Here is a 24055-nt window from a genome sequence, read left to right on the forward strand (position 1 = left end):
CCCGCGCTAACGTTCACTCTCAGGCTCGCTCACTCATCCCTCGCGCAGTGTCGGGTCGCGGCTCACCAATCAGTTCGCCGCGACACAGCGCGCGCCACCGCTCGTCCGTTGGCCGGCCCGGAGTGATATGCAATTTCTCTATGCTGATCAGCTGGTTCTCGAGCCGGTCACTGACTCGGCGTGGCGCAATCAGTCACGTTTTCGCGTGCGATACCGTCGGCTCTCAGTCGATTCGGTCGTGGTGAACGCGTCGAACACGTGTGGGTGAGTCACACGCCACGGCCACGACACTGAAATAGGGGTTGGACGAACTATGTGTTAACTGTCTGTCGATGATGCAAACGGCTGTGAGAGGCGATTGCCTCGAGCGGAAGGGGGAGACGACTCCTTCGTGGGGCGGGGGTGGAGAGCCGTGACGATGCGATCCGTTCCGATCGTCGACCGAGTTACCGACGCCTTCTTCGCCCTCGATACCGGCTTCCGGTTCACCTATCTCAACGAGCGAGCCGAAACGCTGCTGAAACGCTCGCGCGAGGAGCTGATCGGTCGGGTCATGTGGGACGAGTTCCCCCAGACCGTCGAGACGCAGTTCCCGGACGGCTTCCACCACGCGATGGACGAGCAGGTGCCGGTCTCGTTCGAAATCTATCACACGCCCCTCGAGACGTGGTTCGAGGCCAGAGCCTACCCCTCCGAGACCGGCCTCTCGGTGTACATGCGGGATGTCAGCGAGCGGAAGGCCCAGGAGACGACGCTGGCCCAGCACGCCGCGGTCGTCGAGGCGATCCGGGACGCCGTCGTGACGCTCGATCGCAACCGCGAGATCGTCACCGCCAACGGCGCGACCGAGTCGGTCCTCGGCATCGACCGATCGCAACTCGTCGGCGAGCACGTCGAGACCCTGACCGAACTAGCGGGGATCGACGACGAACGCGCCGTCGAGATCGGCCGAGCGATCGCCGACGTTGACGTCGGCAACGCCGGCCGTCGCCAGCTGGAACTCCCCTACGTCGGACCGGACGGCACCGATCGAATGGGCGAGTTCCGGTTCGTCCCCGTCGAGGACAACAGGGCGACCGTCGCCGTCGTCGTCCGGGACGTTACCGACCGACACGAGTACGATCGCGTCGTCACGTCGTTGCACGAGGTCACCCGGTGGCTCCTCGAGTCCGACGACCCCGAGGAAATCTGCGCGATCGCCGTCCACTCCGGTAGCGACCTGCTCGATCTCCCCATCAGCGGCATCTGGCTGCTCGAGCAGGAGCAGGGCTACCTCGAGCCGGTCGCCGGCACCGCCGGCGCGCACGACGAGTTCGGTGGCCTCCCGCGGTTCAATCCCGGAGAGGGGCTCGTCTGGGACGTCTTCGAGGCCGGCGGCGTCGAACTGTTCGACGACCTCGAGACCGTCGACGACATCTACAACCCCGATACGCCGCTGCGCTCGGAGATTATCGCACCGATCGGGACCCACGGCGTGCTCATGACGGGCTCGCTCGAGCCCCACCGGTTCGACGAGAGCGACGTCGACCTCATCTCGACGCTGGTCGAAAACACGCGGGCCGCCCTCGATCGAGCCGACCGAGACCGGATCCTCAGAGACCGCACGGCCGAACTCGAGCGCCAGACCGAGCGCCTCGAAGCCGTCGCCGACGTGCTCTCGAACGACCTGCAGCGCCAGCTCGAGGCCGTCGCTGACGCGCTCGAGGACGACGGTGCCGACGAGTGGGAGTATCCCCTCGCGGAGGACACCGTCGAAACGACTCTCGACCGAGCCGAGCGTCTCGTCGACGACGTTCGGGAGTTCGCCCGCAACGCCACGGCCATCGGCACCCGTACCCGGCTCGAGGTCGAGCCGGCGATCGACGACGCCGTCGGGGAGTCTCGCCTCGAAGCGGACGCGCTCGTCGTCGACGCCCCGGCCACGCTCCGGGCGGACCCCGATCGGTTCGTCCACCTGCTCGAGACGGCGTTCGACAGCGCCGCCGCGCGGGCAGACGGCGGCGTGACGATCCAGATCGGGCTGATCGGCTTCGAGAACGGCGGCAGTCGCGGCTTCTTCGTGCTCGACGACGCCGCGGAGATCCCGCCGAACGCACACGAACGCGTCCTCGATCCGACCGCCGACGACGACACCGCAGTCGACAGCCTCGGCCTCGCGCTCGTTCGGGCCATCGCCGAAGCCCACGACTGGGAGTGTACCGTCACCAACGGCCAGAACGGCGGCACGCGGATCGAAATCCGAGACATCACGACGCTCGAACGACGACTCGAGTAACCGACCCGGGCGCTCGAGTCGGTGTTACGGGTGGGTCCGATTCAGCGTTGGGCCGATTCAGCGTTGTGCTGATTCCGCATTGGGTCGATTCCGCATTGGGTCGATTCCGCATGAGGACGTTTCCGCGTGGACGATTTCTTCGACTCGTCGGTTGATACCCCCCGTCTCACCACGCTGTATGATCCCGCTACTCCTGAAAGACGGATTCGCGAGCAATGTCCTGACAGAGCTCCCGATAGCTGTCCTGTTCCAGGAGTTCCCGCATCGTGTCGTTGACCTGCACGCGAAGGACGGCCATTCGGTCCTCAAGTTCGGCGTACTCCTGGCTGGACCGGCGTTCGGACTCGGTCTTCTGGTCGTCCAGCAGCGCCTTCTTGGAGGCGAGTGCGAAGAACTCCTGGAGCTGCTCGTCGTGGGTCGCTCGGAGGAGCAGCTGGTCGATGATGTCGACCAGTTCGTCCTTCGAGACGGGCTTGACGAGGTAATCGTCGAATCCGAGCTCGACGATGTCGAAATCGGGTTCGACCGCCGTCACCATCGCGACCCGGCACTCGAGTGACTGCTCTCGAATGGTCTCGAGGACGGTATCGCCCGAGAGACCGGGCATCCGACGATCGAGGAGGACGACGTCGATCGCGCCGTCGATCGCCTCGAGCGCTTCGCTGCCGTCGTAGGCCGTCTCGACGTCGCAGTCGTCCTCGAGCCACGCGGCGTAGAGGTTCGCGAGGTCGGGCTCGTCTTCGACGATCAGGACGGACGGGGTGTCTGTGGACATCGAACTTCCTCCAGTCTGGCGGTTCGTTGGACGAATCGGCCCGGTCGTATATCAATATACCGGACAATACGGCGAAAAATCCGTCGAATCGGTTCGGAGACTCTCGATCGGTCCCGTCACTCGAGTTCGCGTTCGATCGTCGCGCGTCGCTCGCGGATCGCGGTCGCGTCGGTCTCGAGCGTTCGATCGCCGAGATCGATCGCGAGCCGACCGTCGTCGGTCGCCGTCCCGAGTTCGACGACCGGTCCGACGCCGTCGAACGCCTCGCGAACGGCCGCGACCGATTTGGTCTGGATCAGCGCGCGGCCCGGCTGTTCGTGGAACAGCGCGCCCGCGGGATCCGCCGCCGGGATCGACACCTCGAGCCCGGCGTCGTCGCCAACCATTTCGGCGAGCGCGACGGCGAGGCCGCCGTGGCTAACGTCGTGAACGGCTAGCGTCGAGTTATCGTTCGCGACCGCCGCCAGCGTCTCGACGACGCTCGCGGGATCGTCGGGGAGGCCGGGGAACCGATCGCTGCCGTCGAAGCGCGCGAGGTACTCGGAGCCGCCGAGCCGGAACTCGTCCCGCTCGAGGCCGAGATCACCGACGAGGACCAGATCGCCCTCGGACTCGACCGACAGCGGCGGCGCGTCGTAGCCGTCCTTGGAGCCGACCATCGCCAGCGTCGGCGTCGGCGGAATCGGCCCCGTGACGGAGTCGTTGTACAGCGAGACGTTCCCGCCGACGACCGGCGTCGACAGCGTCTCGCACATCTCCGCGAGGCCATCGACGATGTCGGTGAAGCCGCCGTAGACATCCGGTTTCTCCGGGTTGCCGCCGTTAAGGCAGTCCACTGCGGCCAGCGGCGTCGCGCCCTTCGCCGCGATGTTCGTCGCGTTCTCGAGCGCGATCGCGCGAGCACCCTCGTAGGGCGCGACGGCGGTCCAGTTCGGCGCGGCACCGGCGGAAATCGCGAGTCCTTGCTCGGCTTCTCGCACCGCGATGATCGCCGCGTCGTCGCCCGGCCCGACGCTCGTCCGCACGCCGACCTCGTGGTCGTACTGCCGGTAGACCCACCGCTTCGAGGCGGTGTTCGGACTCGAGACGACGGCATCGAACGTCGTCTCGAGATCCGCGTCGGGCAGGTCCGTCGCCGGCTCTTCGAGGTCTTCGGTCTCGAGATCGTTCATCGGCGCGCCCTCGCCGAGGAAGTATGCGTCGACGTCGACGACCGTTTCTCCCTCGAAGAGACACGTGTAGTTTTCGTCGGTGACCTCGCCGATGACCGAACAGCCGAGATCGAACCGCTCGACGATCTCGCGCACGCGGTCGACGTTCTCCGGCTTAACCTCGTAACACATTCGCTCCTGAGACTCGGCGAGTAGGATCTCCATCGCGTTCATGTTCGGCTCGCGCTGGTGAACTCGCTCGAGTTCGATACGGGCGCCGAGGTCAGCCTTGGCGACCATCTCGCTCGAGGCCCCGCCGAGGCCGGCCGCGCCGAGGTCGCGGGCGGACTCGATCAGGCCGTCGTCGACGAGTTGCTCGTTGGCCTCGATAAGCAGCTTTTCGGCGTACGGATCGCCGACCTGCACCGCGGGCCGATCCGCCGTCTCGGCGTCTTCGGCGAGGTCCTCGCTAGCAAAACTCGCGCCGCCGAGCCCGTCGCGGCCGGTAGCGTTCCCGACGAGGACCAGTTTGTTGCCCGGCTCCTGCGCTTCGGCGGTGACGAGTCGCTCCTCGTTCGTCAGCCCGACGCAGGCCACGTTGACCAGCGGATTCCCCTCGTAATCGGGGTGGAAGTCGACGCTGCCGGCGACCGTCGGGACGCCGATACAGTTGCCGTAGTGGCTGATTCCCTCGACGACGCCCTCGAACAGGTACCGCGAGTGGTCGTCGTCGAACTCGCCGAAGTACAGCGAGTCCGCGAGCGCGATCGGATACGCGCCCATCGAGAGCGTGTCCCGGACGATGCCGCCGACGCCCGTCGCCGCGCCGTCGACCGGGTCCACGTAGGAGGGGTGGTTGTGGCTCTCGATGCCCATCGTGATGTACGTCCGCTCGTCGTCTGTGCGCCCGCCGGTGCGATCGCCGTCGGCGTCAGTCGACGGCAACGCGACGACCGCCGCGTCGTCGCCCGGCCCGACGACGACTTGCTCGCCCTCGCTGTCGAACGCCGACAGCAACGGTCGCGAGGAGCGGTACGCGCAGTGCTCGCTCCAGAGGTTCTCGAACAGCGCCGCCTCCGCTCGAGTCGGTTCCCGTCCCAGCTCGGAGACGACGAGTTCGCGGTCCGAATCGGCAAGACTCATTCATCTAGGTGGTGAAAGTCGGCCGGTAAATGGGTTTCTATACGCACGAACGTGGATACATTCGGCCGATAGCCGGAATCGAAATTTGCGGACCGAGTCGTTTTTCATCAGCCCCGCTAAACGTCCGTCCGTGCTGTCGGTCGAACTTCACACGCATTCGTCGTTGTCCTACGACGGTCGCGACCCGGTCGAGCTCATTTTGGAGCAGGCCGAGGCCGTCGGTCTCGACGCGATCGCGGTCACGGACCACGACGAGATCGACGCGAGCCTCGAGGCCGCCGAGCTGGCCCCCGACTACGGCCTCGTGGGCATTCCGGGGATGGAGATCTCGAGCAAGGCGGGCCACGTCCTCGGACTCGGCCTCGAGGAAGCGGTTCCACCGGGGCTCTCCTTCGAATCGACGCTCGAGGCAATCCACGACCAGGGCGGACTGGCCGTGGTTCCCCACCCGTTCCAGGAGTCGCGCCACGGCGTGATGGCGCGGATCTCCCGCGAACAGCTCGCGCTCGGCGACGCGATCGAGGTCTACAACTCCCGGCTGTTCACCGGTCGGGCGAACCGGCAGGCCGAACGCTACGCCAGGTCCAGAAATCTGCCGATGACCGCCGGGAGCGACGCGCATATCAGCGAGATGGTCGGGCAAGCGATCACCCGCGTCGACGCCGACGACCGCTCCGCCGAGGCGATCCTCGAGGCGATCGCGGCGGGTCGGACGACCGTCGAAGGGAAGCGAACGCCGTGGCGGATCAGCATTCGACAGTTTGCCGGTGGCGTCACGCGACGTGTGGGTCGCGTTTTCAATCTTATCCGATGACCGACACAACGCTTCGCGGTGCCGAGCCGCCGATCGTTCGCGACGCGCTCGAGCGCGGCGACCCGCTTCCGGGAACGGCCGGCTTCGGGGGGGAAATCGACGGCCGGTTCGTTCGCGACGTACTCGGAAGAGTTCCGCTGTTCGTCGAAGCAGAATCGAGTTTCGCGCGCGCGGGACCGACGTGGGCGTTCGAGCCGACCGCGCTCGAGGACCCGGTCCTCTTTCCAGCCGGTGCGGTGGCAGCCGCGGACGGTCCCGTTCCCGACGCCGAATCCTGCTGGGCGCTCCCCGATCCGGCCCCCGTATCGGACCACGAAGCCGCGATCGATGACCTCGAGGGCGCAATCGAGACGGCGACCGCGAGCGTTCGGCAGGACGATCGCGATATCGCTGTCGCCTTCTCCGGTGGCGTCGACTCGGCGCTGGTCGCCGAACTGCTCGACGCGCCGCTGTACGTCGTCGGCTTCCCCGACAGTCACGACGTCGCGGCCGCGCGGACGGCCGCCGACGCGATGGGCCGCGAGCTCACGGTCGTCGACCTCGAGCCGGCCGACCTCGAGCGCGCCGTTCCGGAGGTGGCGCGTGCGACCGGCCGCACGAACGCGATGGACGTCCAGATCGCGCTCCCCCTCTATTTGGTCGGCGAGCGCGTCGCCGCGGACGGGTTCGACGCGCTCGCCGTCGGCCAAGGAGCCGACGAACTGTTCGGCGGCTACGAGAAGGTCGTGCGGCTCGACCACCGGGTCGAGGCCGAGACCGTCCGCGGAGCCGTCCGCGAGGGAATTCGAAGCCTCCCGGACCAACTGCCGCGGGACGTGCTGACGATCGAGGCGACTGGTCTCGAGCCGGTCGCGCCCTTCCTCCACGACACCGTGGTCGAGGCGGCGCTCCGACTGCCGGACGAGCTACTGGCCGACGCGGACGAGCGAAAGCGCGGGTTCCGACGAGTTGCGGACCGGCATCTGCCGACCGAGGTCGCCAGCAGGGACAAGAAGGCGGTCCAGTACGGTAGCCTCGTCGCCCGCGAACTCGATCGACTCGCCCGGCAGGCCGACTACAAGCGCCGGATGGACGATCACGTCGGGAAGTACATCTCGTCACTGCTCGAGGACGCGGAAACGCGGGTAGGCTCCGACTGACTGCGGCACTGCCCCCTCAGGACGGCATCGGACAGAGGCTCGCAGTAAAGACCACCCGCTCGTCGGTCTCGTTTTCCGCACCGTGGTCGACACCGCGCTCGTGGTGGACGACTCCGGGCGCGTCGATTTCCTCGCGCTCATCGTCCTGAATCACCGTGACTGTCCCCTCGAGCACGTGGAAGACGTTCGTGCTCTCCGCGTGTTCGTGGGCCTCGAGTTCAGCACCCGGTCCGAGCGCGAACGCCTTCACGAGGACGTCGTCGCTGACGACCAGTTCCGCGGTTTCGACCTCACCGTCGGCGGGCTCGAGGTCGTCGATCGAATCGGCGTACGTATCGAGCATCCCTTCTCGATTCGACGGACGACGCTATAATGGCAGGGGAAAAGAGAATCGGGTCTGAGAACTCGGATTCGGTGATAAGCCCAACCGGGAGCGCGCGGCGATCGAGCGATCAGTCTTCCGTCTCGGTCGGCAGCTTGTTCGCCGGTTCCTGGGTAATGTTTTCCGAGACCGTGCGCCGGTTGGCCTCGCCGATTCGATCGGCGACCTCGCCGACGAGGTCCTCGAGATGGCTCTGGACCTCGCTGCCGTCGTCCTTGACGAGCGCCCCCTCGCTGCCGTCGGCTCCGAAATCGGGGTGGATCGGGATCTTTCCCAGCAACGGAACGTCGTACTTGTCGACGATGGTATCCGCACCGCCGGTCCCGAACAGCCCGTGCTGGTCGCCACAGGACGGGCAGATAAACGAACTCATGTTCTCGACGACGCCGAACACCGGCGTGTCGTGTTTGTTGAACATCTGAATTCCCTTTCGGGTGTCGTCTAACGCCATCTCCTGAGGCGTCGTGACGACGACCGATCCGGTCACCGGCATCGACTGCAACAGGTTCAGCGTCGCGTCGCCGGTCCCCGGCGGGAGGTCGACGATGAGGTAATCGAGCCGTCCCCACTCGACGCCCTCGAGGAACTTCATCATGAACTTGTTGACCATCGGCCCGCGCAAGATTGCGGGATCGTCGTCGTCCTCCATCATCATGCCCATACTGATGACGCGGACGCCGTCCGAGCGTGGCGGCACGATTTCCTCGTTGGGCGTGACCCCGGGGTCGCTCTCGGGCGGGAGGATCTGCGGCACGTTCGGCCCGTGAATGTCGGCGTCGAGCAGGCCGACCATCGCACCGCGTTTCTCGAGCCCGGCCGCGAGGTTGGCCGCGACCGTCGTCTTGCCGACGCCACCTTTGCCGGAGGAGACGGCGATGACGTTGCGCACTTTCGGGAGGACCTCGTCGTCGAACCCGTGCTCCTCGCCGACGTGGGCCCGCAGGTCGGGCTCGAGGCCGGCGTCCTCGATGACGTCGCGGATCTGATTCCCGATCGCCATCTCGGAGGGAGCGTAGGGCGCGTTGAACGCGAGCGAAACGCGGGCCGTCTCGTCGTCGATTACGACGTCGTTGACCAGTCCGAGCGAGACGATGTCCTCGCCGATGTCCGGATCTTCGACGTCCTCGAGTTTGATCTCGAGTTCGTGTTCTGTAATGCTCATAGTGGCTGTGTTAATCGGAGAAAGGATGTGGAACGGGATACGTGTGATGGTTCGGGACCGAATGGCTGCCGAACGGCACCGCTCACGGGCTGTCGGTCGCGAAAAATGAATCGGTGTTCGTCGTGAGACGGCGACGGTTACGGCGGGCCGACGCCGCTGATCGGCTCCGGCGGGCCGCCGTAGAAGACGATGCCGATCAGAACGGTCAGGACGAACATCCCGACCCACATCGACGTCGTCAGTCCGACGAGGTAGCTCACGCCGAGTAGCCCGGTCTTCGTGTCGCGGGGTTCACCGAGGAACCACGCCGCGAGCATGATGTAGACCGGAACCAGGATGACCGCGAAGATGATCCAGGTCCCCTCGTTGGCGAAGCCGGTGAAGCCGGCGGTGCCGTCGTAGCCGTGGTACAGGAGTTCCGATGGGATCGCTGTCAGTGCTGCGTTCATGCTTCCACCTCGGGTTCGGTCGCTTCGTCATCGTGTGCGTGGTCGCCGCGCAGGTGTTCGACCGCGTGGAGTTCGACCACGGGAACGAGCTTCGAGAGGTTGAGGAATAAAAGTGCAACCAGCGCAGTCGTTCCGACGAGCGAGAGCCACTCGATAAGGCTCGGGAAGTAGGTCCCGGGCGTATTGGCGTAGATGTCGAACGTCGGGTGCAGGAATCCCTCGACGACGAACAGGATCTTCTCGGTCAGGGTCCCGGCGAGGATGATACCGCTGGCGAGGAGCGCTCGCTTCTTACTGAACAGGGCCGGACGGATCCCCTGCAGGAAGATGTAGACGAGCGTGCCGAAGATCATCGTCATCGCAACCTGGTAGACCGGGTGGCCGATCTTCGCCTCGATCGCGACCGCCTTGTTGGTCGGTCCGAGGAAGACGCCGTTAATGATCGTCTGCAACTGGAACCACAGGAACAGCAGGGTGAAGAATCCGAGCCACAGGAGCAGTCCGCGGAAGATGTCGTCGGTGATGATGTGATCCCAGTCGTAGGCTCGGCGGAACGCGTAGGAGATGATCATGATGCCGCTGATCGCCGACATCAGCGCGATACTGAGGAACATCGGCCCCTGAATCGCACCGGTCCAGCCGGGCATCGCCGGCAGGAGTGCGAACAGCCACGGGATCACGCCGCCGTGGAGCAAGAGCGGGGCCATGATGATGACTGCGGCGGCGAGCCACCAGACCATCCGATCGATGACCTTGTCTTCCTTCTTGCTGTAGCCGATAGTCAGTATCTTGTAGATCGGTTCGAACTTGTCCGGCAGATCGTCACGTAGGCGGTTGACGTCGTAGCGCAGCGTCAGGCCGAGATAGGTCGCCGACAGCACGAAGTAGGCCGTGATGACGGTGACGTCCCACACCAGCGGTGAGTTGTTGACCGTGATGTGGTAGTGACCGATGACGCTCGTCACCATCCGGTCCGGACGTCCCATGTGGACCAGGATGTAGAAGCCGGCGGCCGAGAGGCCGCCGATCGTCGTCATCTCTGCGAGTCGAGCGACCGGCATGTACCGGTCCATATTGAGCAGGCGGACGGCGGCCGAGAGGATGATCCCGCCGTGAGCGACGCCGACCCACCAGATGAACGCGCCGATGTACAGTCCCCAGGTCGAGCCGCCACCGCTTCCCCAGTCGCCGAGGCCGGTGACGATCAGGCCCTGTTGGAGCTGGTAGGCCCAGGCGATGAGGAAGGCGACGAGGCCCAGTGCAGCGACACCGTACATGATGAAGTACTTCGTCGTGAGCGTGTTGATCGGACGAAGGATGTCCGCTTCCGTTGGCTCCTTCGTGCTCATAAGGACACCCCGTCAATGCGCCCGACCGTGCCCTCGTCGAGGTCTTTCTGACGCTCGTCGAGCAGGTCGACGTCCTCGTAGTCGGTCGGTCCGTCGACCTGATGGGCCTCCGGACCGGGCTGTTGGCCGAGGTAGGTGATGTTCGGGTTCGTTCCGATGTCTTCGAGCAGTTGGAACGAACTCGGGTTGCCCGTGTACTGCTCGAGTCGGAACTGGGCCTGCTGTTCGCTGCCATCGCCGAGTCTCAGTTCGGTGTACGCCTCCTCGGTGTCGAGGGCGACGTACTGTTGGAAGGCCTCGACCGCGGAGAGGATTTCCTGTTGGTTCTGGAGAATGGAGTTGTTCTCCTTGTCGCCGGGCTCGGTGCCCTCACTGACGATTTCGATCGCCTTCATGACCGCGAGGATGTCCACGGTGAGGCCCTCGATATTCTCGATCGCGGTCTCGAGATCGTCGCCCTCACTGAGGGCGCTGTTAATCTGGTCAGCCGACGGAGCTTGTTTGCTGCTTTCAGTGGCGTTCGTCAGGTGAATGACCGCGCGACTCTTGACCGGGTGCTCGCGGTGCTGGGACGGATCGCTCTTCTCGTCTTTGACGTTGCCGAACTGGATCGCGCCCGGCGGACAGGCCGACTCGCAGGCGGTCGTCCCGATCTTGTCTTCTCCCTGTCTGCCGTCCTGCATGGACGGACACATCGTACACTTGCTCATCGTCCCGCGAGGCGCGCGACTGTCGACCCAGCGCTCGCCGTATTCGTACTCGGCGTGCGTGATCTGATCGGGGTCGTCGGCATCGCGACCCTCTGGGATGTTCTCGTAGGCCGTATCGGGTTCGTCCCACTGGAAGTAGTTGACGCCGTAGGGGCAGGCGACCTGACAGTACCGGCAGCCGATACAGACGTCGTAGTCGGTGAGAACCAGTCCGTCCTTGTCGCGCGTGTGACGCGCCGTCGTCGGGCAGACCTTCTCGCAAGGAGCGTCCGTGCAGTGCTGGCACGGTCGCACGAGCATGTTGAAGTCGCTCCCCATGTTGAAGTCGGTGTAGACGTCGTGCTCGGTGTCTTCCTCCTGGCCGTGGTGGAGCTCGTCCTCCCAGGCCATGACGTACATCCAGTTGACGCCCTGGTCGAGATCGTTCTCCTCGGAACAGGCCGTCATACAGGAGAGACAGCCGTCACACCGCTCGAGGTCGATCGTCATCCCCCACTGGGTGTCGCGCTCCTCGGTGGTCTCCTGGCGCGGGCCTTCGGCCACGCTGTGCTCGGGACCGTCGCTGACGGTGCCGAACGCACCGAGACCGACGGCCGCCGCGCCGACGCCCATCTTCTTCATCGTCTCGCGACGGGTTTCGTCGCCGTCGCCGTCGAACTTGTCGACCATTCGGGAGAACGTGCCCTTCGCCTCCTCCTGGGCCGCCTCGTAGGCCTCCTTGGTCGGTCGCTCGTCCTCGCCGAACTCCTCCATCACGTCCTCGTGATACTTCTCGTGGAAGTCGGCTTCGGAGAGTTCGCCCTTGGTGACCCGCATCGCGTCGCGGGCCATATCCATACCGAGCTGGCTGTCGTACTCGGTATCGTCGAGCATCGTCTCGAGTTCGCCTTCCCACTCGTCTCCGAGGGGGTGGAATGATTCATCGTCCGTGCTCATTAGATCAGAACACCTCTGTATATGACACTGGTGTCATGCCGAGAATACTCGACGGCATGCACTTCAAATCGTTCATTTGTGGATCCTCATTCCTCGTCTCATAACCGTACTCGCATGAAGGAGTGAGCCGATTTCCACACCGTGAGAATCGAACCGATTATGTTCGGTTGTATAAGTCAACCGGCGGTGGAACCGAGTATCGAACCAACTGGACGGGCGAGCTTCTGTGACGGAAGCCCCGACGCATCAGGAGGGAGGATTTCATTGCTTCCTCCCGGAGTTCGAGGCTGGGAAACCGGCGCAAAGCTGCGTCTCACACTCGGTTCGATTGCAGGAACCCCAGCGTTCGACAGACTGCCGATTCCCACGGGTCGTCCGACTGGAACGATGCAGACGGAAGGGGAGTACCGACGTAATTCGAATCTTTCCCCTCGAATTATTGACTCGCGATCTGTTCCTCGAGATTCTCCTCCTCGGTGACGCCCGGGATGTCGTCGACGAACCGCTTGATAATCGCTTCCTCTGCCCGGTGGATCGTTTCGCTACACGTGGACTTGGCGATCTCGAGGTGGCCGGCCAGCTCCGTCAGTGAACAGCGCCGCGGGGTGTCGTAGTAGCCGGCTTCGACGGCGGCGACGATCACCTCGAGTTGACGGTCCGAGAGGAGTTGGCTCTCGTGGAGCCGCTCGCGGACGTGATCGATCCGATACTGGAGGCCGAAGTGTTCGAGCTGTTCGGCGAGTTCGGCCAGTCGCTCGCGGGAGCCGGTGACGTCGATCGTCGCCTCGCCGTCCTGGATTTCGATCGGCAATTCAATCGGCATCCCCGACTCTCGAGAGGAGAACAAGAGGAGCGGTGCGGTGGTCTCGAAGTGGACCGTCGCCTCGTCGTCGCTCCACTGGGCGAGCGAGAGTTCGGTGATCTGGGGGTGTTCCTCCATGGCTTCGACCACCGCAGGGGTTTCCGCACCGGCGATTCGGACGAGGGCGAAGCCGGTGTCTGAGCCGGGAACGGCCGCGAGGACCCGAAAGGTCGATTCGGGGAAGTCCGTCGAAATCTGTTGAATCCAGATCGACTCGGGCATCGTGAGCGTGAGGGTTGCGTGGGCCATACGAACGTGTTCCGTTCGGAGCTATATACTGGCGGTGACGAATATGTTCGGCAAATTCCCGCGTCGCGGGAAGATCGACTGCCACGAACACGTTCGGACGAACGGCCAACTCGCCGCGGACCGAACGACGGTTCGATGACGATCGAATCCACAGAACGAACGCTCGACATCCGTGAGATCGACGGACCGCCGTTCGACGACATCGTTGCGACACTCGAGTCGCTCGAACGCGGCGGTCAGTTACGACTGATCGTGCCGTTCGAACCGGTTCCGCTCTACGACGAACTCCACGACCGCGGATTCGCTCACGAGAGCGAGCGACGCGAGGGCGACGTCTGGCACGTGCGTATCGAACACGTGTAGCACCGCTCGAGCCACTTCGTCGACCGTGTGAGACGCGGCGACGGTTCGCGATCGATCGGCCATCCCGAACATGTTCGCACGAATTGCCATGCGGAAGCCGTTCCGATGCACCAGTACATGACGCGACTCGACATCAGAGACATTCAACCGGTGAACCGCCACCCGACCATCCACGACGAGTTCGAGGCCCTCGAGCCGGGCGAGACGCTCACGATCGTCAACGATCACGAGCCCAAGCCGCTGTTCTACGAGTTCCAGGCCGAAGTCGAGAGCTTCGACGCCGACGGGTACGAGGTCGAACAACACGCCCCTGACGAGTTCGTCGCCCGATTCCCGAAGCTGGAGGCCTGACCGATCGCATTCGGTCGAGATATCGCTACCGACACCGCCATGCCCACGACAGCAGCCATCGTCGACCGCACGGACGCACCGTCCGACCGACCGCGGGAAACGATCGACGTTCGCTCGCTCGGTCCCCCGGAGCCGCTGAAACGGACCCTCGAGACGCTCGCCGAACTCCCCGCGGAGACGGTTCTGGTCCAGCGAAACGACCGCGTCCCCCAGTTTCTGTTTCCGAAACTGGACGGCCGCGGCTATACCTACGAACCAGTCGAACGCGATGACGACATCGTGACCGTCATCTGGCGGACGAAAGCGTCGCTCGAGACGATAGACGACGCGTAACCGGAAACCGACTTCGTGGGGCACCCTCACGACCACCGACGAGACGATACTACCGATACCAGATGATTGATGACCTCAACCGACGGCAATTTGCGGACCTGCTCGCAGCGACGACGATCGCGGCCTACGTTCTCGTCGCGCTCGGGACTGCCGTCTCCGCGACGCTCGCCGGTGGCGTCCTCGCGATCGGCGCGAACGGGACGTTCAATCACGTGTACGAACGCGACCGCGATCGGCGGATGAACCGGACGGCCGACCGACCGACGAGGTCGCGCTCCGTTCGTTTTACGTCTCGAACTACTACCTCGGCGCGATCCTTCTCGCGATCGTCCTCGAGACGCTCGTAATCGCCGGCCAACTGCCGTCGAACGCCACGTCGTCACCCGCTCCCGTCGGCAGTTTTCTGAGGAGTATATAGTAGCCCACAGTATAGCGGGAAGTGCCAATTCTATTACCGGTTCTCGGGAATCGTCGCTGCTATTGAACGGTTGTCTCCCTTCTCTTCAGATGTAAGACGATGACCCAACACAACGCTCACCGACGACGGTTCCTGCAGGCGATGGGTGCAGCTGGAGCGGTCGCAGTCGCCGGCTGCCTCGGCGGTGACGAATCGGGCACCGAAGCAAACAGCGGCCAGAACGGCGGCGAGAAGGAGAAGGAGGGACTGGCGGCAGCGAAGTCAGTCGACGTCGACCGGATCGCGCGAGATCCGACGGACGTTCCGGCGCCGGTCGACTGGAGCGAGCCCCGCACGCACGACATCACGCTTCAGACCGAGCGAGTGACCGCGGAGATCGAACCCGGGGTCACGTTCGACTACATGACCTTCGAGGGGCAGGTGCCGGGGCCGATGGTTCGGGTCCGCCAGGGTGACACGGTCAATCTCACCTTCGACGTCCCCGAGGACATGAACATGGTGATGCACAACGTCGACTTCCACGCGGTCTACGGCCCCGGCGGCGGTGCTGACGCGACGACGATCGCCCCCGACGATGACCCGACCCAGATCAAATTCCGCGCGGAGTACCCAGGCGTGTTCATCTACCACTGTGCGGTCCCGGCCATGGACTACCACATCAGTAGCGGCATGTTCGGTTCGATCCTCGTCGAACCCGAAGACGGCCTCCCCGAGGTCGACAACGAGCTCTACCTCGGCCAGCACGAGATCTACACCGCCGGCGAGGTCGGCGAAGAGGGCCACCATCCGTTCGATCACGACGCGATGATGCGCGAAGAACCCACCTACGTCGTCTTCAACGGCCAGGCCTACGGCTTCACCGAAGACGGCGTCGGCCCCATGCAGACCAACACCGGCGAGACCGCCCGGGTCTACTTCGCCAACGGCGGCCCCAACCTGCTGAGTTCGTTCCACCCGATCGGCAACGTCTGGAGCAACCTCTACCGCAGCGGCGACCTGCTGAGCGACCCCGCCAACAACGTCGAAACGACCCCCGTCCCGCCGGGTACCACCACCGCCGCTGAGATGGAGTTCCCCGTCCCTGGGCCGGTCAAGCTCGTCGACCACGCCCTCTCGCGGGTCGTCCACCGCGGCGCGCTCGGCGTCGTCAACGTCCATGGCGAGGAGAACCCCGACGTCTACGACGAGGATCCGTGAGCGGGAGTAGGTATCCCGCCGCGAACAGCCTCGAGCGGAGAACGACCGCCCGACCCCCTCTTTCCACCGTCGAGACACTCCCGTCTTGGCACACCGTCCGTCACTCGTCCACTCGTGCAGTCAGAGTCGCCCACGTCATGCGATCCCACTCCTGAACGCGCTACGGTCGGGTAACGCGAGCCTGGTATCCGGTCACACGCAACCGAGTGTGGCACGCCAGCCGACAACCGAGGAGACTACTCCCCGCTAGCGTGCTCGAGCAACAGTTCCGTCAGTCGCTCGGGTTCCTCGTGGGGGACCCAGTGACTCACTCCCGGCAGCATCTCGAGGCGGCGCTCCGTACAGAACGCGGCGCTGTCGACCGCCAGCGCGGGGACGAGCGTCGTATCGTCTTCGCCCCAGACGACGAGCGTCGGCGCGGCGACGCGGTCGATCGGCGGGTTCGGTGGATCTCGCGCGGCCGCCCGGTACCAGTTGAGCATCCCGGTGAGCGCGCGGTCCCGGCTCCAGGCCCGTCGGTACCGGGCCAGATCAGCCTCGGTGAACGTTCCCGTCGCGGCCGTCTCTCGAAGCGCTCGCTCGAGCAGGCGGTACTCGTCGTACCGACACGCGAATTCGGGGAGCCACGGCGGCTGAAAACAGACGGCGTACCAGCTCCGGCGCAGTTGCTCGAGGTTCGCGAGTAGCTGCCGACGATACGCGGTCGGATGCGGCGCGTTGACGACGGCGAGGCGGTCGACGGCCCCGGGGAACCGACACGCGACCTCCCAGGCGACGACCCCGCCCCAGTCGTGGCCGACGACGTGGGCGGCGTCGCGTTCCTCGGTCGCGATCAGGGCGACGACGTCTCGTGCGAGTTCATCCGTTCGGTACGCTCGAACCCCGTCTGGCTTCTCGCTGCGATTGTACCCTCGCTGATCGGGAGCGAGGACGCGATAGCCGGCGTCGACGAGCGGCGCGATTTGCGTCCGCCACCCGTACCAGTACTCGGGAAAGCCGTGGAGCAAGACGACCAGCGGATCCGCTCGATCGCCGGCGGTGACGACGTGTAACTCGATCCCGTTGACCCGTCGGCGAGTCGACTCCGCGTCGACCGCCGACGGGACTGCGGCTCCGACTTCCGCATCCGTCGCCATCGACCGTCCGTTCGTTTCCATGAGACGTCTCCTGTTCCGTCTGTCGTCACGTTGATCCGGGAGGACTGTCCCGGCAGGGCTCGCTCTTCGAGCGTTCCGATCCGGTCCGGCGGTTCATCACGTCCAGACGCGGAGACAATCGGTCGAGCAGAAGTGGAGGTCGACGCTCTCCCCGACGTCGGACTCGACGTAGGTCGTTAGCGTGTACGCAACCTCGTCTGCCTCGCAGTTATCGCAGTCCATACGTTTCGTCCCGTGACAACTCTCTTGAGTATGAACCTATTAGCCGCATCGTCTGCGCGGTTAGTTCTCTATTAGAACGAGGTAATATCGTATTGAGATCGCAGTCTCGTCCCCGTTTCAAACGCGGCGGGACCGATCGACGATGCGAACCGTGACTGACGGTTGCGGATCGTCTCGCTCGAGGGAGTGGCGCTACTCGGCCTCGAGTCGCTCGCGAAATCGATTTCGGACGCTGTCCGCGGAGCCGACGGCGATTTGATCACCCGTTTCGTCTCCTCGGTTCGGCGCGCGGGGTGGGGCGGTATCGAAACCCTTACTCTCCGGAGGCCGGTGCGAACACGTATGAGCGACGACGCCGTCAGTCCCGAGGAGGTCCGCCACGTCGCGGAGCTGGCTCGCGTCGACCTCGACGACGACGAGGTCGACCGGTTCGCCGGGCAGTTCGCGGACATCCTCGAGTACTTCGAAACCCTAGACGAGGTGCCGGAAGTCGATCGCGACGCCGATCTCGCGAACGTGATGCGACCGGACGAGGAACGTCCCTCGCTCGACAGCGAGGAGGCGCTCCGGAACGCGCCGGAGACCGAGGATGGCTACTTCAAGGGGCCCAACGTCTCGTAATCATGTCGGAGAATATTTTCATCACGGAAGAACGGATCGAGGGCGACGACGACGGCCCGCTGGCCGGCAAAACGGTCGCGGTCAAAGACAACATTTCGACGGCAGGCGTCCGGACGACCTGCGGCTCCCGGATGCTCGAGGAGTACGTCCCGCCCTACGACGCGACGGTCGTCTCCCGACTGAAGGAGGCCGGGGCGACCATCGTCGGCAAATCTAACATGGACGAGTTCGGGATGGGGACGACCACCGAGACCTCTCACTTCGGCGCGACGGACAACCCCGCCGCGCCGGGCCACGTTCCCGGTGGCTCCTCGGGCGGTTCGGCGGCCGCCGTCGCCGCCGGCGAGGCCGACCTCGCGCTGGGCTCCGACACCGGCGGCTCGGTCCGCTGCCCGGCCGCCTTCTGCGGCGTCGTCGGTATCAAGCCCACGTACGGGCTGGTCTCCCGATACGGCCTCGTCGCCTACGGCAACAGCTTAGAGCAGATCGGTCCCTTCGGCGAGACCGTCGAGGACGCCGCGGGGTTGCTCGACGTGATCGCCGGGAGCGACGAGCGGGATGCAACGACGCGTCCACCCCAACTCGAGGGCGAACGCTACGCCGACGCTGCGACCGGCGACGTCGACGGCCTCCGGATCGGCGTTCCGACGGAGCTGCTCGAGGGTGCCGACGAGGGCGTCGTCGAGACGTTCTGGGCGGCAGTGGGCGACCTCGAGGACCGCGGCGCGGAGTACCACGAGGTCAGCCTGCCCTCGGTCGAACACGCCGTCGAAGCCTACTACGTGATCGCGATGTCCGAGGCGTCGTCCAATCTCGCGCGCTTCGACGGCGTCCGCTACGGCCGTTCTGGCGGCTACGACGGGAACTGGAACGAGGCCTTCGCAGAAGCTCGTGAGGAAGGGTTCGGTGACGAGGTCAAGCGCCGGATCTTGCTGGGGACCTACGCGCTTTCGGCGGGCTACCACGACAAGTACTACAAGAAGGCCCAGGACGCTCGCGCGTGGGTCAAACGGGACTTCGACGAGGCCCTCTCGGAGGCCGACGTGCTCGCGAGTCCCACGATGCCGGTTCCACCGTTCGAACTCGGCGAGAGCCTGGACGACCCCCTCCAGTTGTATCTCGCCGACGCGAACACCGTTCCAGTGAACCTCGCCGACCTGCCCGCGATATCGGTTCCGGCGGGCGAGACCGACGGCCTCCCCGTCGGACTCCAGCTCATCGGTCCCGCGTTCGGCGAGGAGCAGTTGATTCGCGCCGCGAGCGCGCTCGCCTGAACGGACCGCGACGACCGCGACTCACTTCTCGCCCGATTCGGCCGCGTCTCTATCTTCGTCGACAGATACATTTTTATACAGTTCTGTCAATTAGGACCATACCGAACGGATCACTGCAGGAGACTCTCATGAAACTCTCACAGAACCAGGAAGTCGAATTCGACGAGTTCTCGAGAGCGTGCGACCTCGTCGAGGAGTACTTCGCCGACACCGTCGACGACGTCGCGTTACACGCTCCCGTCTCTCGCCGTCAGCTCATCGCCGTTCTCGCACGCGCACAGCTCTCCGGTCGCCAGCTCGCGGTCGACGGACTCACGGAGGAGGGAGAGGTCGTCTATCAGTCGAACGACGAAACGCTGCTCTGGCTCGACGGTGGGTTCTGGACGGACATGCGCGGGCAGCATCACCTGGCGCCCGACGAGGGTCGAGCCGCACGCGAGGTCCACCGGCGACTCATCGAAGCCCTCGACGGCGACGTCTCGTACTATAACCGCGAACGCGACCCCTTCGTTCTCATCGAACGGTTCGACCCCTACGAGTAGTCCCGCCGGCACCGCCGGTGGACGTCCGTTGACGGAACTCGAGCGGCGCTCCCTGCGATCGTTCGAGGGAACTATCTATCAGCACTGACCACTCTCACGCTCGAGACGACGGAACGCGTTCGTTCGAGATCGTTCCGTAGCCACCTCGAGCTCTCGATTGCCACGGCGTATTCATGTCGAGCCGTTATCTATCAGCGAAGGGTAATCAGGGTGTGCCCATCGCTCCGGACCCCGACGAGATATTCGAACGGGCAGTCGAGGAAGGCGAACGGCGACTCGATCAATCACTGCTCGAGCTGACGGCGACCAGCTTTATCGCGGGATTCACGATCGTCTTCGGTATCGCGACGCTCGGGGTCGTCGACGGACTGGTCGAACCCCGGTTCGGCGACGTTGCACATATCGCGGGAGCGCTGACCTTCGCCGTCGGCGTCGTCTTCCTGGTCGTCGGCCGAACGGAACTGTTCAACGAGAACTTCTTCGACCCGGCTGCGAAGGCGGTCGATGAGGACGGGTCCTGGCTGCTCGGCCCGCTCCTTCGACTGTGGACCGTCACCCTCGTCGTCAATCTCATCGGGGGGTTCCTCTTCGCGTTCGTCTTCGCCGTCGACGGCGTCCTCCCGTCGGGGTCGGCACACGCGCTGTCCCGGACCGCCGAAGGGATCGTCCACCGGCCGATGCGGGGGATGTTCGCGAGCGCCATCATCGGCGGCGCGCTCGTGAGCCTCCTCTCGTACCTCCTCGAGGCCGTCAACAGCGTCCGAAGCCGAATTACACTGGCGTACATCGTCGGGTTCCTGCTGGCTCTCGGCCCGTTCGATCACGTGATCGTCACCGCGATTCACGTGTTTTTCGGGTTCCTGTTCGATGCCGGTATCGGGTACTGGGCGCTGGCCGAGACGGTCGTCATCGCGACTGCGGGAAACTTCGTCGGCGGAATCGGTCTGGTCACGTTTACTCACATCGCGCAGGTGAAGGGTTCGAATGAGTGACGGGCCGAACCCGGACGAACCGTGGCGATCCGGGACACCGACCGCGGTATCGATCGCCGACGGAATACGCGACAGCCGGCGCTGCGCAGTCGAGAGGTGTGCGGAAATGACGGCACAGCGAGTTCCGTCTCTCGAGACCGGTCGATCGACGGCCGACTACTCCTCGTACGCGAGGTTCATGATCCACTGCGAGAAGGCGTCGCTGTTGGGGTCGACCTCCTCCTCGCCGATAAAGGGCGAGAGCATGTCGCCGGCCATCAGGAGCGTGAAATCGAGGTCTCGAGCGGTCGGTGAGACGTAGTAGGTGTTGTGGCCGTCGTACACGGTTTCCTCGCGGTCGACGAGCTCTTTCTCGACGAGCGACTCGACGATTCGGCTGCCTTTGCGCGAGGAGACGTCCAGTTCCTTCCAGAAGTCGCTCTGGTGGATGCCGCCGGACTCGCGGACGAGCTCGAGCCCGGCCCGCTCGTCCTCGGAGAGTTCGGCTTCGGCCGCGGTAACGCTCACGGTGACCACCTCGCCGTGTGCGTCGCTACAGGCAGGAGTGCGTCCATACCCATACGAGATGGAGCGAGCCGCTTAAATGTGCCCTTCCCCGTCGAGCGCAGAGTCCTCGTCGGTCTCGTGGCCCCCGTGTTCGGGATCGGTCGCACCGTCGCTGGCTCCGACGGATACGTCGTCGTAGCTCGTTCGACACGGCGGCCCCGGTGCGAAGGCGTATCGGCCCGTCTCCGGACCGAGCGCGATCAGCGACGACGATCGCGTCCCGAACCCGTTTCGATGGATACAGACGCCGTACTCGTGGTCACCGAGCACGTCACCCGCCCGCTCGAGCCACTCCGCAGCGGTCTCTCCGGGCTCGGCCGCGAGCGCCTCTCGCACTGCGTTCGCGTTCGCCGCCTGCTCTCGGCCCGCATCTGGTCGGACCGACGGCACGTCGATCTCGTTGTCGACGGCGACGTTGACGACGACGTGAACACCCGGCTCGAACTCGGTCAGGGAGAGCGTACCGTCCCACTCGTAACAGTACGCGTCCGCCGCGTCGGCCACGACGAGGTAGAAACCGTCGTACTCGTCGGCGTCGGTCGCCGCCCGAACGACCGATTTCGCGTCCGCGGCGGAGCGAGCCTCGAGTACGTCGGCGACGAGCAATCCTCGAGAGCGCTCGCCGGCGAGATCGGTGTCGGTCCACTTGTTCGTGATGCCGACGAAGACGCCGAACTCGTTGTAGCCGATCCACGTGCCGCCGGCCTCGGCGTCGCTCGGCGCGACGATCAGCGGCTCCTCACTGTAGACCGCGGGCGACAGCGCCTCGCGCTCGAGCGCCTCGTCTCGGTTCGCGGCGACCGCGACCGGCGCGTCGTCGAAGACCTGCCAGGCGAGCGTGAGCGTACACACGGATCGGCGTAGGGACGCCAGCGTCTTAACTCCGATTCCGCACGGTCACTCGATCAATCGTCGTCGGTCACGCTACGGGTAGTTCTCTGCCGGCGGACCGTCTGGGGACCCAGTTTATCCCTCTCGTTGTCCCGAACGTAGTCCCGGGCGACGACGTAACTGCCATACAGGATGAGCAACAGGAACAGCGAGAACGGGAGCGCCATCGTTACCGAGAGCGACTCGATGGCGCTGAACTCCTCGAGTCGGAGCGACATCATCCCGAAGAGCGCGAGCAGCGCGCCCCACCACGCGCGGTTTCGCGGGTTCGGGTTCTCGTCACCGAGCGTGATCGCCGAGATCATGAACACCGCCGAGTCGAGGGAGGTGATGATGTAGCCGGCGATGATGAGGACGAACAGCACCGCGAGCACCGTGCCGAACGGCGTGATCTCGAGCGCTCTCGCGATGGCCGCGGGATTTCCCGCCGAGGCCATCGCTTCGGCAACCGGCTCCTGATAGCCCGGCGCGAGCACCCAGCCGCCGATGAGGCCGTGCTGGATCCACGTGAAGACCGTCGGGACGACGACGAGCACGGCGAACATCTCCCGGATGGTCCGCCCTTTCGAGACGCGGGCGACGAAACTGCCGACGAAGATGCTCCAGGCGGCCCACCAGGCCCACCAGAAGCCGGTCCAGTTGACCGCCCAGTTGCCCTCTGCTCCCGGCGCGGTGTACAGCGTCAGTCGGAACATATCGCTGAGCCAGACGCCCGTCGCGTCCAGGCTCAACTCGAGCATGTAGAGCGTCGGTCCGACCACCACGAGCAGGGCCATCGCGACGCCGATGAGCACCACCGTCGCTCGAGCCGCGTTGCGGATCCCTTTCCGGAGACCGAGCCAGACGTCGGCGAGGAAGACGGCGCCGATCAGAGCGAACACCGCGTAGGTCAGGACCGTCGCGTCGAGTCCGAACACGCGTCCGAGGATCGCGGACATCGTCTGTGCGCTGAAGCCGAGCGTCGTCGAGATACCGCCGATCGTGGCGATGAGCGCCGCCAGATCGACCAGCCAGTAGAGCCCGGGGATGCGATCTTTGTCGACGACGCCGGTGAGCATCGAACTGATCTTGTACTCGCCGACGCCGTCCGTGTAGACCACGATGCCGAAGGCGATCGCGACGGGGAGATACCACATCGCCAGCCCCGGAAACACCTCGTGAATGAACATGAAGGCCAGCGCCATCGACTCGGCTGACGCGCCCTGGACGGGGGCGGGATCCGGCGGCGGATGCTGGACGATCGACACCGGTTCCGCGACGCCCCAGATGAGAACCGAGGCACCGAACCCGACGGTGAACACCATCGATAGCCACGAAAAGAGTCCGAACTCCGGTTCAGCGTCGGGGCCGCCGATACGGAGCCGACCGTATCGCGAGGCCGTGAAGGCGAAAACGGCGACGAGCAGGACGAATCCGAGGAGGATGAACCACCAGCCGAAGTAGGTGAGTATCCATCCCTTCGCACCGGTGAGAACGCTGCTCAGCAGCGACGGCCGGAGAAAGCCGAACCCGCCGAGCGAGAGCATCACGCCCATCGTCACGAAGAAGAGGGCCCGCTCCGCCCGCGACGCGTCCTCGAGGCCGAGGAGTTTCCCCGCGTTCATCGATCGACACCCCCGAGAGCGCCGTCGACACTGAGAGCGCTGTCAACACCACAGTTGGTTGGCCGCGTGATCTTCGACCGCGTGATGTCACTACTCACAATTTTGTGAGCTACCATCAGATGTGCCCGTATTCCGCAGCTAAATACTG

The 24055-nt window shown here is 64.9% G+C and carries 24 protein-coding genes and 1 pseudogene; 12 read left to right on the forward strand and 13 right to left on the reverse strand.

Annotated features, from left to right (window positions below; genetic code table 11):
- Positions 1-418: 418 nt before the first annotated feature.
- A complete protein-coding gene (locus LDH74_RS05255; protein ID WP_226041477.1) occupies positions 419-2275 on the forward strand; it encodes a PAS domain-containing protein in 1857 nt (618 codons plus the stop codon).
- 187 nt (positions 2276-2462) lie between these two features.
- Here LDH74_RS05255 and LDH74_RS05260 read toward each other — a convergent pair whose 3' ends face one another.
- Together LDH74_RS05260 and purL are read right to left on the reverse strand one after the other, a co-directional pair.
- On the reverse strand, positions 2463-3050 hold the full coding sequence (locus LDH74_RS05260; protein ID WP_226041478.1) for a response regulator: 588 nt from the start codon (positions 3048-3050) through the stop codon (positions 2463-2465).
- Between the two features lie 116 nt (positions 3051-3166).
- Positions 3167-5344 carry a phosphoribosylformylglycinamidine synthase subunit PurL gene (gene purL / locus LDH74_RS05265; protein WP_226041479.1) on the reverse strand — a complete coding sequence of 726 codons (2178 nt, stop codon included), beginning with the start codon at positions 5342-5344 and terminating at the stop codon, positions 3167-3169.
- A gap of 130 nt (positions 5345-5474) precedes the next feature.
- On the opposite strand from purL, the gene LDH74_RS05270 reads away from it, so the two are divergent.
- Together LDH74_RS05270 and LDH74_RS05275 are read left to right on the forward strand one after the other, a co-directional pair.
- Entirely contained in the window at positions 5475-6158 is a 684-nt protein-coding gene (locus LDH74_RS05270) for a PHP domain-containing protein (protein WP_226041480.1), read from the forward strand.
- Positions 6155-7297, forward strand: a complete 1143-nt coding sequence (locus tag LDH74_RS05275; protein WP_226041481.1) for an asparagine synthase-related protein — start codon at positions 6155-6157, stop codon at positions 7295-7297. Before LDH74_RS05270 ends, LDH74_RS05275 begins: the two co-directional genes overlap by 4 nt.
- 16 nt (positions 7298-7313) lie before the next feature.
- Here the strand turns inward: LDH74_RS05275 and LDH74_RS05280 are convergent, their stop codons facing one another.
- From LDH74_RS05280 to LDH74_RS05305, 6 genes are all read right to left on the reverse strand, one after another.
- Positions 7314-7640 carry a cupin domain-containing protein gene (locus LDH74_RS05280; RefSeq protein ID WP_226041482.1) on the reverse strand — a complete coding sequence of 109 codons (327 nt, stop codon included), beginning with the start codon at positions 7638-7640 and terminating at the stop codon, positions 7314-7316.
- 109 nt (positions 7641-7749) lie between these two features.
- A complete protein-coding gene (locus LDH74_RS05285) occupies positions 7750-8841 on the reverse strand; it encodes a P-loop NTPase (RefSeq protein WP_226041483.1) in 1092 nt (363 codons plus the stop codon).
- Positions 8842-8978: 137 nt separating this feature from the next.
- Entirely contained in the window at positions 8979-9290 is a 312-nt protein-coding gene (locus tag LDH74_RS05290; RefSeq protein WP_098727179.1) for a hypothetical protein, read from the reverse strand.
- Positions 9287-10639: an NrfD/PsrC family molybdoenzyme membrane anchor subunit gene (gene nrfD, locus LDH74_RS05295; RefSeq protein WP_226041484.1), complete on the reverse strand. Its 1353-nt coding sequence runs from the start codon at positions 10637-10639 to the stop codon at positions 9287-9289. Before nrfD ends, LDH74_RS05290 begins: the two co-directional genes overlap by 4 nt.
- Positions 10636-12285 (reverse strand): 4Fe-4S ferredoxin N-terminal domain-containing protein, encoded by a 1650-nt coding sequence (locus tag LDH74_RS05300; protein ID WP_226041485.1) that lies wholly within the window; start codon positions 12283-12285, stop codon positions 10636-10638. Before LDH74_RS05300 ends, nrfD begins: the two co-directional genes overlap by 4 nt.
- A 436-nt stretch (positions 12286-12721) precedes the next feature.
- Complete coding sequence (locus tag LDH74_RS05305; RefSeq protein WP_226041486.1) at positions 12722-13396, reverse strand: helix-turn-helix domain-containing protein; 675 nt, start codon at positions 13394-13396, stop codon at positions 12722-12724.
- Between the two features lie 135 nt (positions 13397-13531).
- Here LDH74_RS05305 and LDH74_RS05310 point away from each other — a divergent pair, with 135 nt between their 5' ends.
- From LDH74_RS05310 to nirK, 5 genes and pseudogenes are all read left to right on the forward strand, one after another.
- Entirely contained in the window at positions 13532-13759 is a 228-nt protein-coding gene (locus tag LDH74_RS05310) for a DUF2249 domain-containing protein (RefSeq protein WP_226041487.1), read from the forward strand.
- A gap of 117 nt (positions 13760-13876) precedes the next feature.
- Positions 13877-14110, forward strand: a complete 234-nt coding sequence (locus LDH74_RS05315) for a DUF2249 domain-containing protein (protein WP_226042504.1) — start codon at positions 13877-13879, stop codon at positions 14108-14110.
- Positions 14111-14149: 39 nt separating this feature from the next.
- Positions 14150-14443, forward strand: a complete 294-nt coding sequence (locus LDH74_RS05320) for a DUF2249 domain-containing protein (protein WP_226041488.1) — start codon at positions 14150-14152, stop codon at positions 14441-14443.
- Positions 14444-14595: 152 nt separating this feature from the next.
- Positions 14596-14706: pseudogene (locus LDH74_RS05325) on the forward strand (UbiA family prenyltransferase); the annotation flags it as partial.
- A gap of 254 nt (positions 14707-14960) precedes the next feature.
- On the forward strand, positions 14961-16058 hold the full coding sequence (gene nirK, locus LDH74_RS05330) for a copper-containing nitrite reductase (RefSeq protein ID WP_226041489.1): 1098 nt from the start codon (positions 14961-14963) through the stop codon (positions 16056-16058).
- A gap of 236 nt (positions 16059-16294) precedes the next feature.
- On the opposite strand, the gene LDH74_RS05335 is transcribed toward nirK, so the two are convergent.
- Positions 16295-17215 (reverse strand): alpha/beta hydrolase, encoded by a 921-nt coding sequence (locus tag LDH74_RS05335; RefSeq protein ID WP_226041490.1) that lies wholly within the window; start codon positions 17213-17215, stop codon positions 16295-16297.
- Between the two features lie 96 nt (positions 17216-17311).
- Entirely contained in the window at positions 17312-17437 is a 126-nt protein-coding gene (locus LDH74_RS26430; protein ID WP_255680957.1) for a hypothetical protein, read from the reverse strand.
- Between the two features lie 342 nt (positions 17438-17779).
- Between LDH74_RS26430 and gatC the strand changes: the two genes are divergently transcribed.
- From gatC to LDH74_RS05355, 4 genes are all read left to right on the forward strand, one after another.
- On the forward strand, positions 17780-18058 hold the full coding sequence (gene gatC, locus LDH74_RS05340) for an Asp-tRNA(Asn)/Glu-tRNA(Gln) amidotransferase subunit GatC (RefSeq protein ID WP_098727167.1): 279 nt from the start codon (positions 17780-17782) through the stop codon (positions 18056-18058).
- Between the two features lie 2 nt (positions 18059-18060).
- A complete protein-coding gene (gene gatA / locus LDH74_RS05345) occupies positions 18061-19332 on the forward strand; it encodes an Asp-tRNA(Asn)/Glu-tRNA(Gln) amidotransferase subunit GatA (RefSeq protein WP_226041491.1) in 1272 nt (423 codons plus the stop codon).
- Between the two features lie 128 nt (positions 19333-19460).
- Positions 19461-19874 (forward strand): hypothetical protein, encoded by a 414-nt coding sequence (locus LDH74_RS05350; protein WP_226041492.1) that lies wholly within the window; start codon positions 19461-19463, stop codon positions 19872-19874.
- A 212-nt stretch (positions 19875-20086) separates the two neighbouring features.
- Complete coding sequence (locus tag LDH74_RS05355) at positions 20087-20866, forward strand: formate/nitrite transporter family protein (protein WP_226041493.1); 780 nt, start codon at positions 20087-20089, stop codon at positions 20864-20866.
- Between the two features lie 156 nt (positions 20867-21022).
- On the opposite strand, the gene LDH74_RS05360 is transcribed toward LDH74_RS05355, so the two are convergent.
- The 3 genes from LDH74_RS05360 to LDH74_RS05370 form a co-directional block, all read right to left on the reverse strand.
- Positions 21023-21373, reverse strand: a complete 351-nt coding sequence (locus tag LDH74_RS05360) for a MarR family transcriptional regulator (RefSeq protein WP_180841169.1) — start codon at positions 21371-21373, stop codon at positions 21023-21025.
- Positions 21374-21445: 72 nt separating this feature from the next.
- Positions 21446-22264, reverse strand: a complete 819-nt coding sequence (locus LDH74_RS05365) for an NRDE family protein (RefSeq protein ID WP_226041494.1) — start codon at positions 22262-22264, stop codon at positions 21446-21448.
- A gap of 53 nt (positions 22265-22317) precedes the next feature.
- Entirely contained in the window at positions 22318-23907 is a 1590-nt protein-coding gene (locus LDH74_RS05370) for a BCCT family transporter (RefSeq protein ID WP_226041495.1), read from the reverse strand.
- Positions 23908-24055 lie beyond the last annotated feature (148 nt).

It is taken from the genome of Natrinema sp. DC36, assembly GCF_020405225.1.
Classification (GTDB): domain Archaea; phylum Halobacteriota; class Halobacteria; order Halobacteriales; family Natrialbaceae; genus Natrinema.

Bases quoted from the DNA above. Each gene is read 5' to 3' on its own strand.
- LDH74_RS05255 (WP_226041477.1), top strand. From the start codon at position 419: ATGCGATCCGTTCCGATCGTCGACCGAGTTACCGACGCCTTCTTCGCC.
- LDH74_RS05260 (WP_226041478.1), bottom strand. From the start codon at position 3,050: ATGTCCACAGACACCCCGTCCGTCCTGATCGTCGAAGACGAGCCCGAC.
- purL (WP_226041479.1), bottom strand. From the start codon at position 5,344: ATGAGTCTTGCCGATTCGGACCGCGAACTCGTCGTCTCCGAGCTGGGA.
- LDH74_RS05275 (WP_226041481.1), top strand. From the start codon at position 6,155: ATGACCGACACAACGCTTCGCGGTGCCGAGCCGCCGATCGTTCGCGAC.
- LDH74_RS05280 (WP_226041482.1), bottom strand. From the start codon at position 7,640: ATGCTCGATACGTACGCCGATTCGATCGACGACCTCGAGCCCGCCGAC.
- LDH74_RS05285 (WP_226041483.1), bottom strand. From the start codon at position 8,841: ATGAGCATTACAGAACACGAACTCGAGATCAAACTCGAGGACGTCGAA.
- LDH74_RS05290 (WP_098727179.1), bottom strand. From the start codon at position 9,290: ATGAACGCAGCACTGACAGCGATCCCATCGGAACTCCTGTACCACGGC.
- nrfD (WP_226041484.1), bottom strand. From the start codon at position 10,639: ATGAGCACGAAGGAGCCAACGGAAGCGGACATCCTTCGTCCGATCAAC.
- LDH74_RS05300 (WP_226041485.1), bottom strand. From the start codon at position 12,285: ATGAGCACGGACGATGAATCATTCCACCCCCTCGGAGACGAGTGGGAA.
- LDH74_RS05305 (WP_226041486.1), bottom strand. From the start codon at position 13,396: ATGGCCCACGCAACCCTCACGCTCACGATGCCCGAGTCGATCTGGATT.
- LDH74_RS05310 (WP_226041487.1), top strand. From the start codon at position 13,532: ATGACGATCGAATCCACAGAACGAACGCTCGACATCCGTGAGATCGAC.
- LDH74_RS05315 (WP_226042504.1), top strand. From the start codon at position 13,877: ATGACGCGACTCGACATCAGAGACATTCAACCGGTGAACCGCCACCCG.
- LDH74_RS05320 (WP_226041488.1), top strand. From the start codon at position 14,150: ATGCCCACGACAGCAGCCATCGTCGACCGCACGGACGCACCGTCCGAC.
- nirK (WP_226041489.1), top strand. From the start codon at position 14,961: ATGACCCAACACAACGCTCACCGACGACGGTTCCTGCAGGCGATGGGT.
- LDH74_RS05335 (WP_226041490.1), bottom strand. From the start codon at position 17,215: ATGGAAACGAACGGACGGTCGATGGCGACGGATGCGGAAGTCGGAGCC.
- LDH74_RS26430 (WP_255680957.1), bottom strand. From the start codon at position 17,437: ATGGACTGCGATAACTGCGAGGCAGACGAGGTTGCGTACACGCTAACG.
- gatC (WP_098727167.1), top strand. From the start codon at position 17,780: ATGAGCGACGACGCCGTCAGTCCCGAGGAGGTCCGCCACGTCGCGGAG.
- gatA (WP_226041491.1), top strand. From the start codon at position 18,061: ATGTCGGAGAATATTTTCATCACGGAAGAACGGATCGAGGGCGACGAC.
- LDH74_RS05350 (WP_226041492.1), top strand. From the start codon at position 19,461: ATGAAACTCTCACAGAACCAGGAAGTCGAATTCGACGAGTTCTCGAGA.
- LDH74_RS05370 (WP_226041495.1), bottom strand. From the start codon at position 23,907: ATGAACGCGGGGAAACTCCTCGGCCTCGAGGACGCGTCGCGGGCGGAG.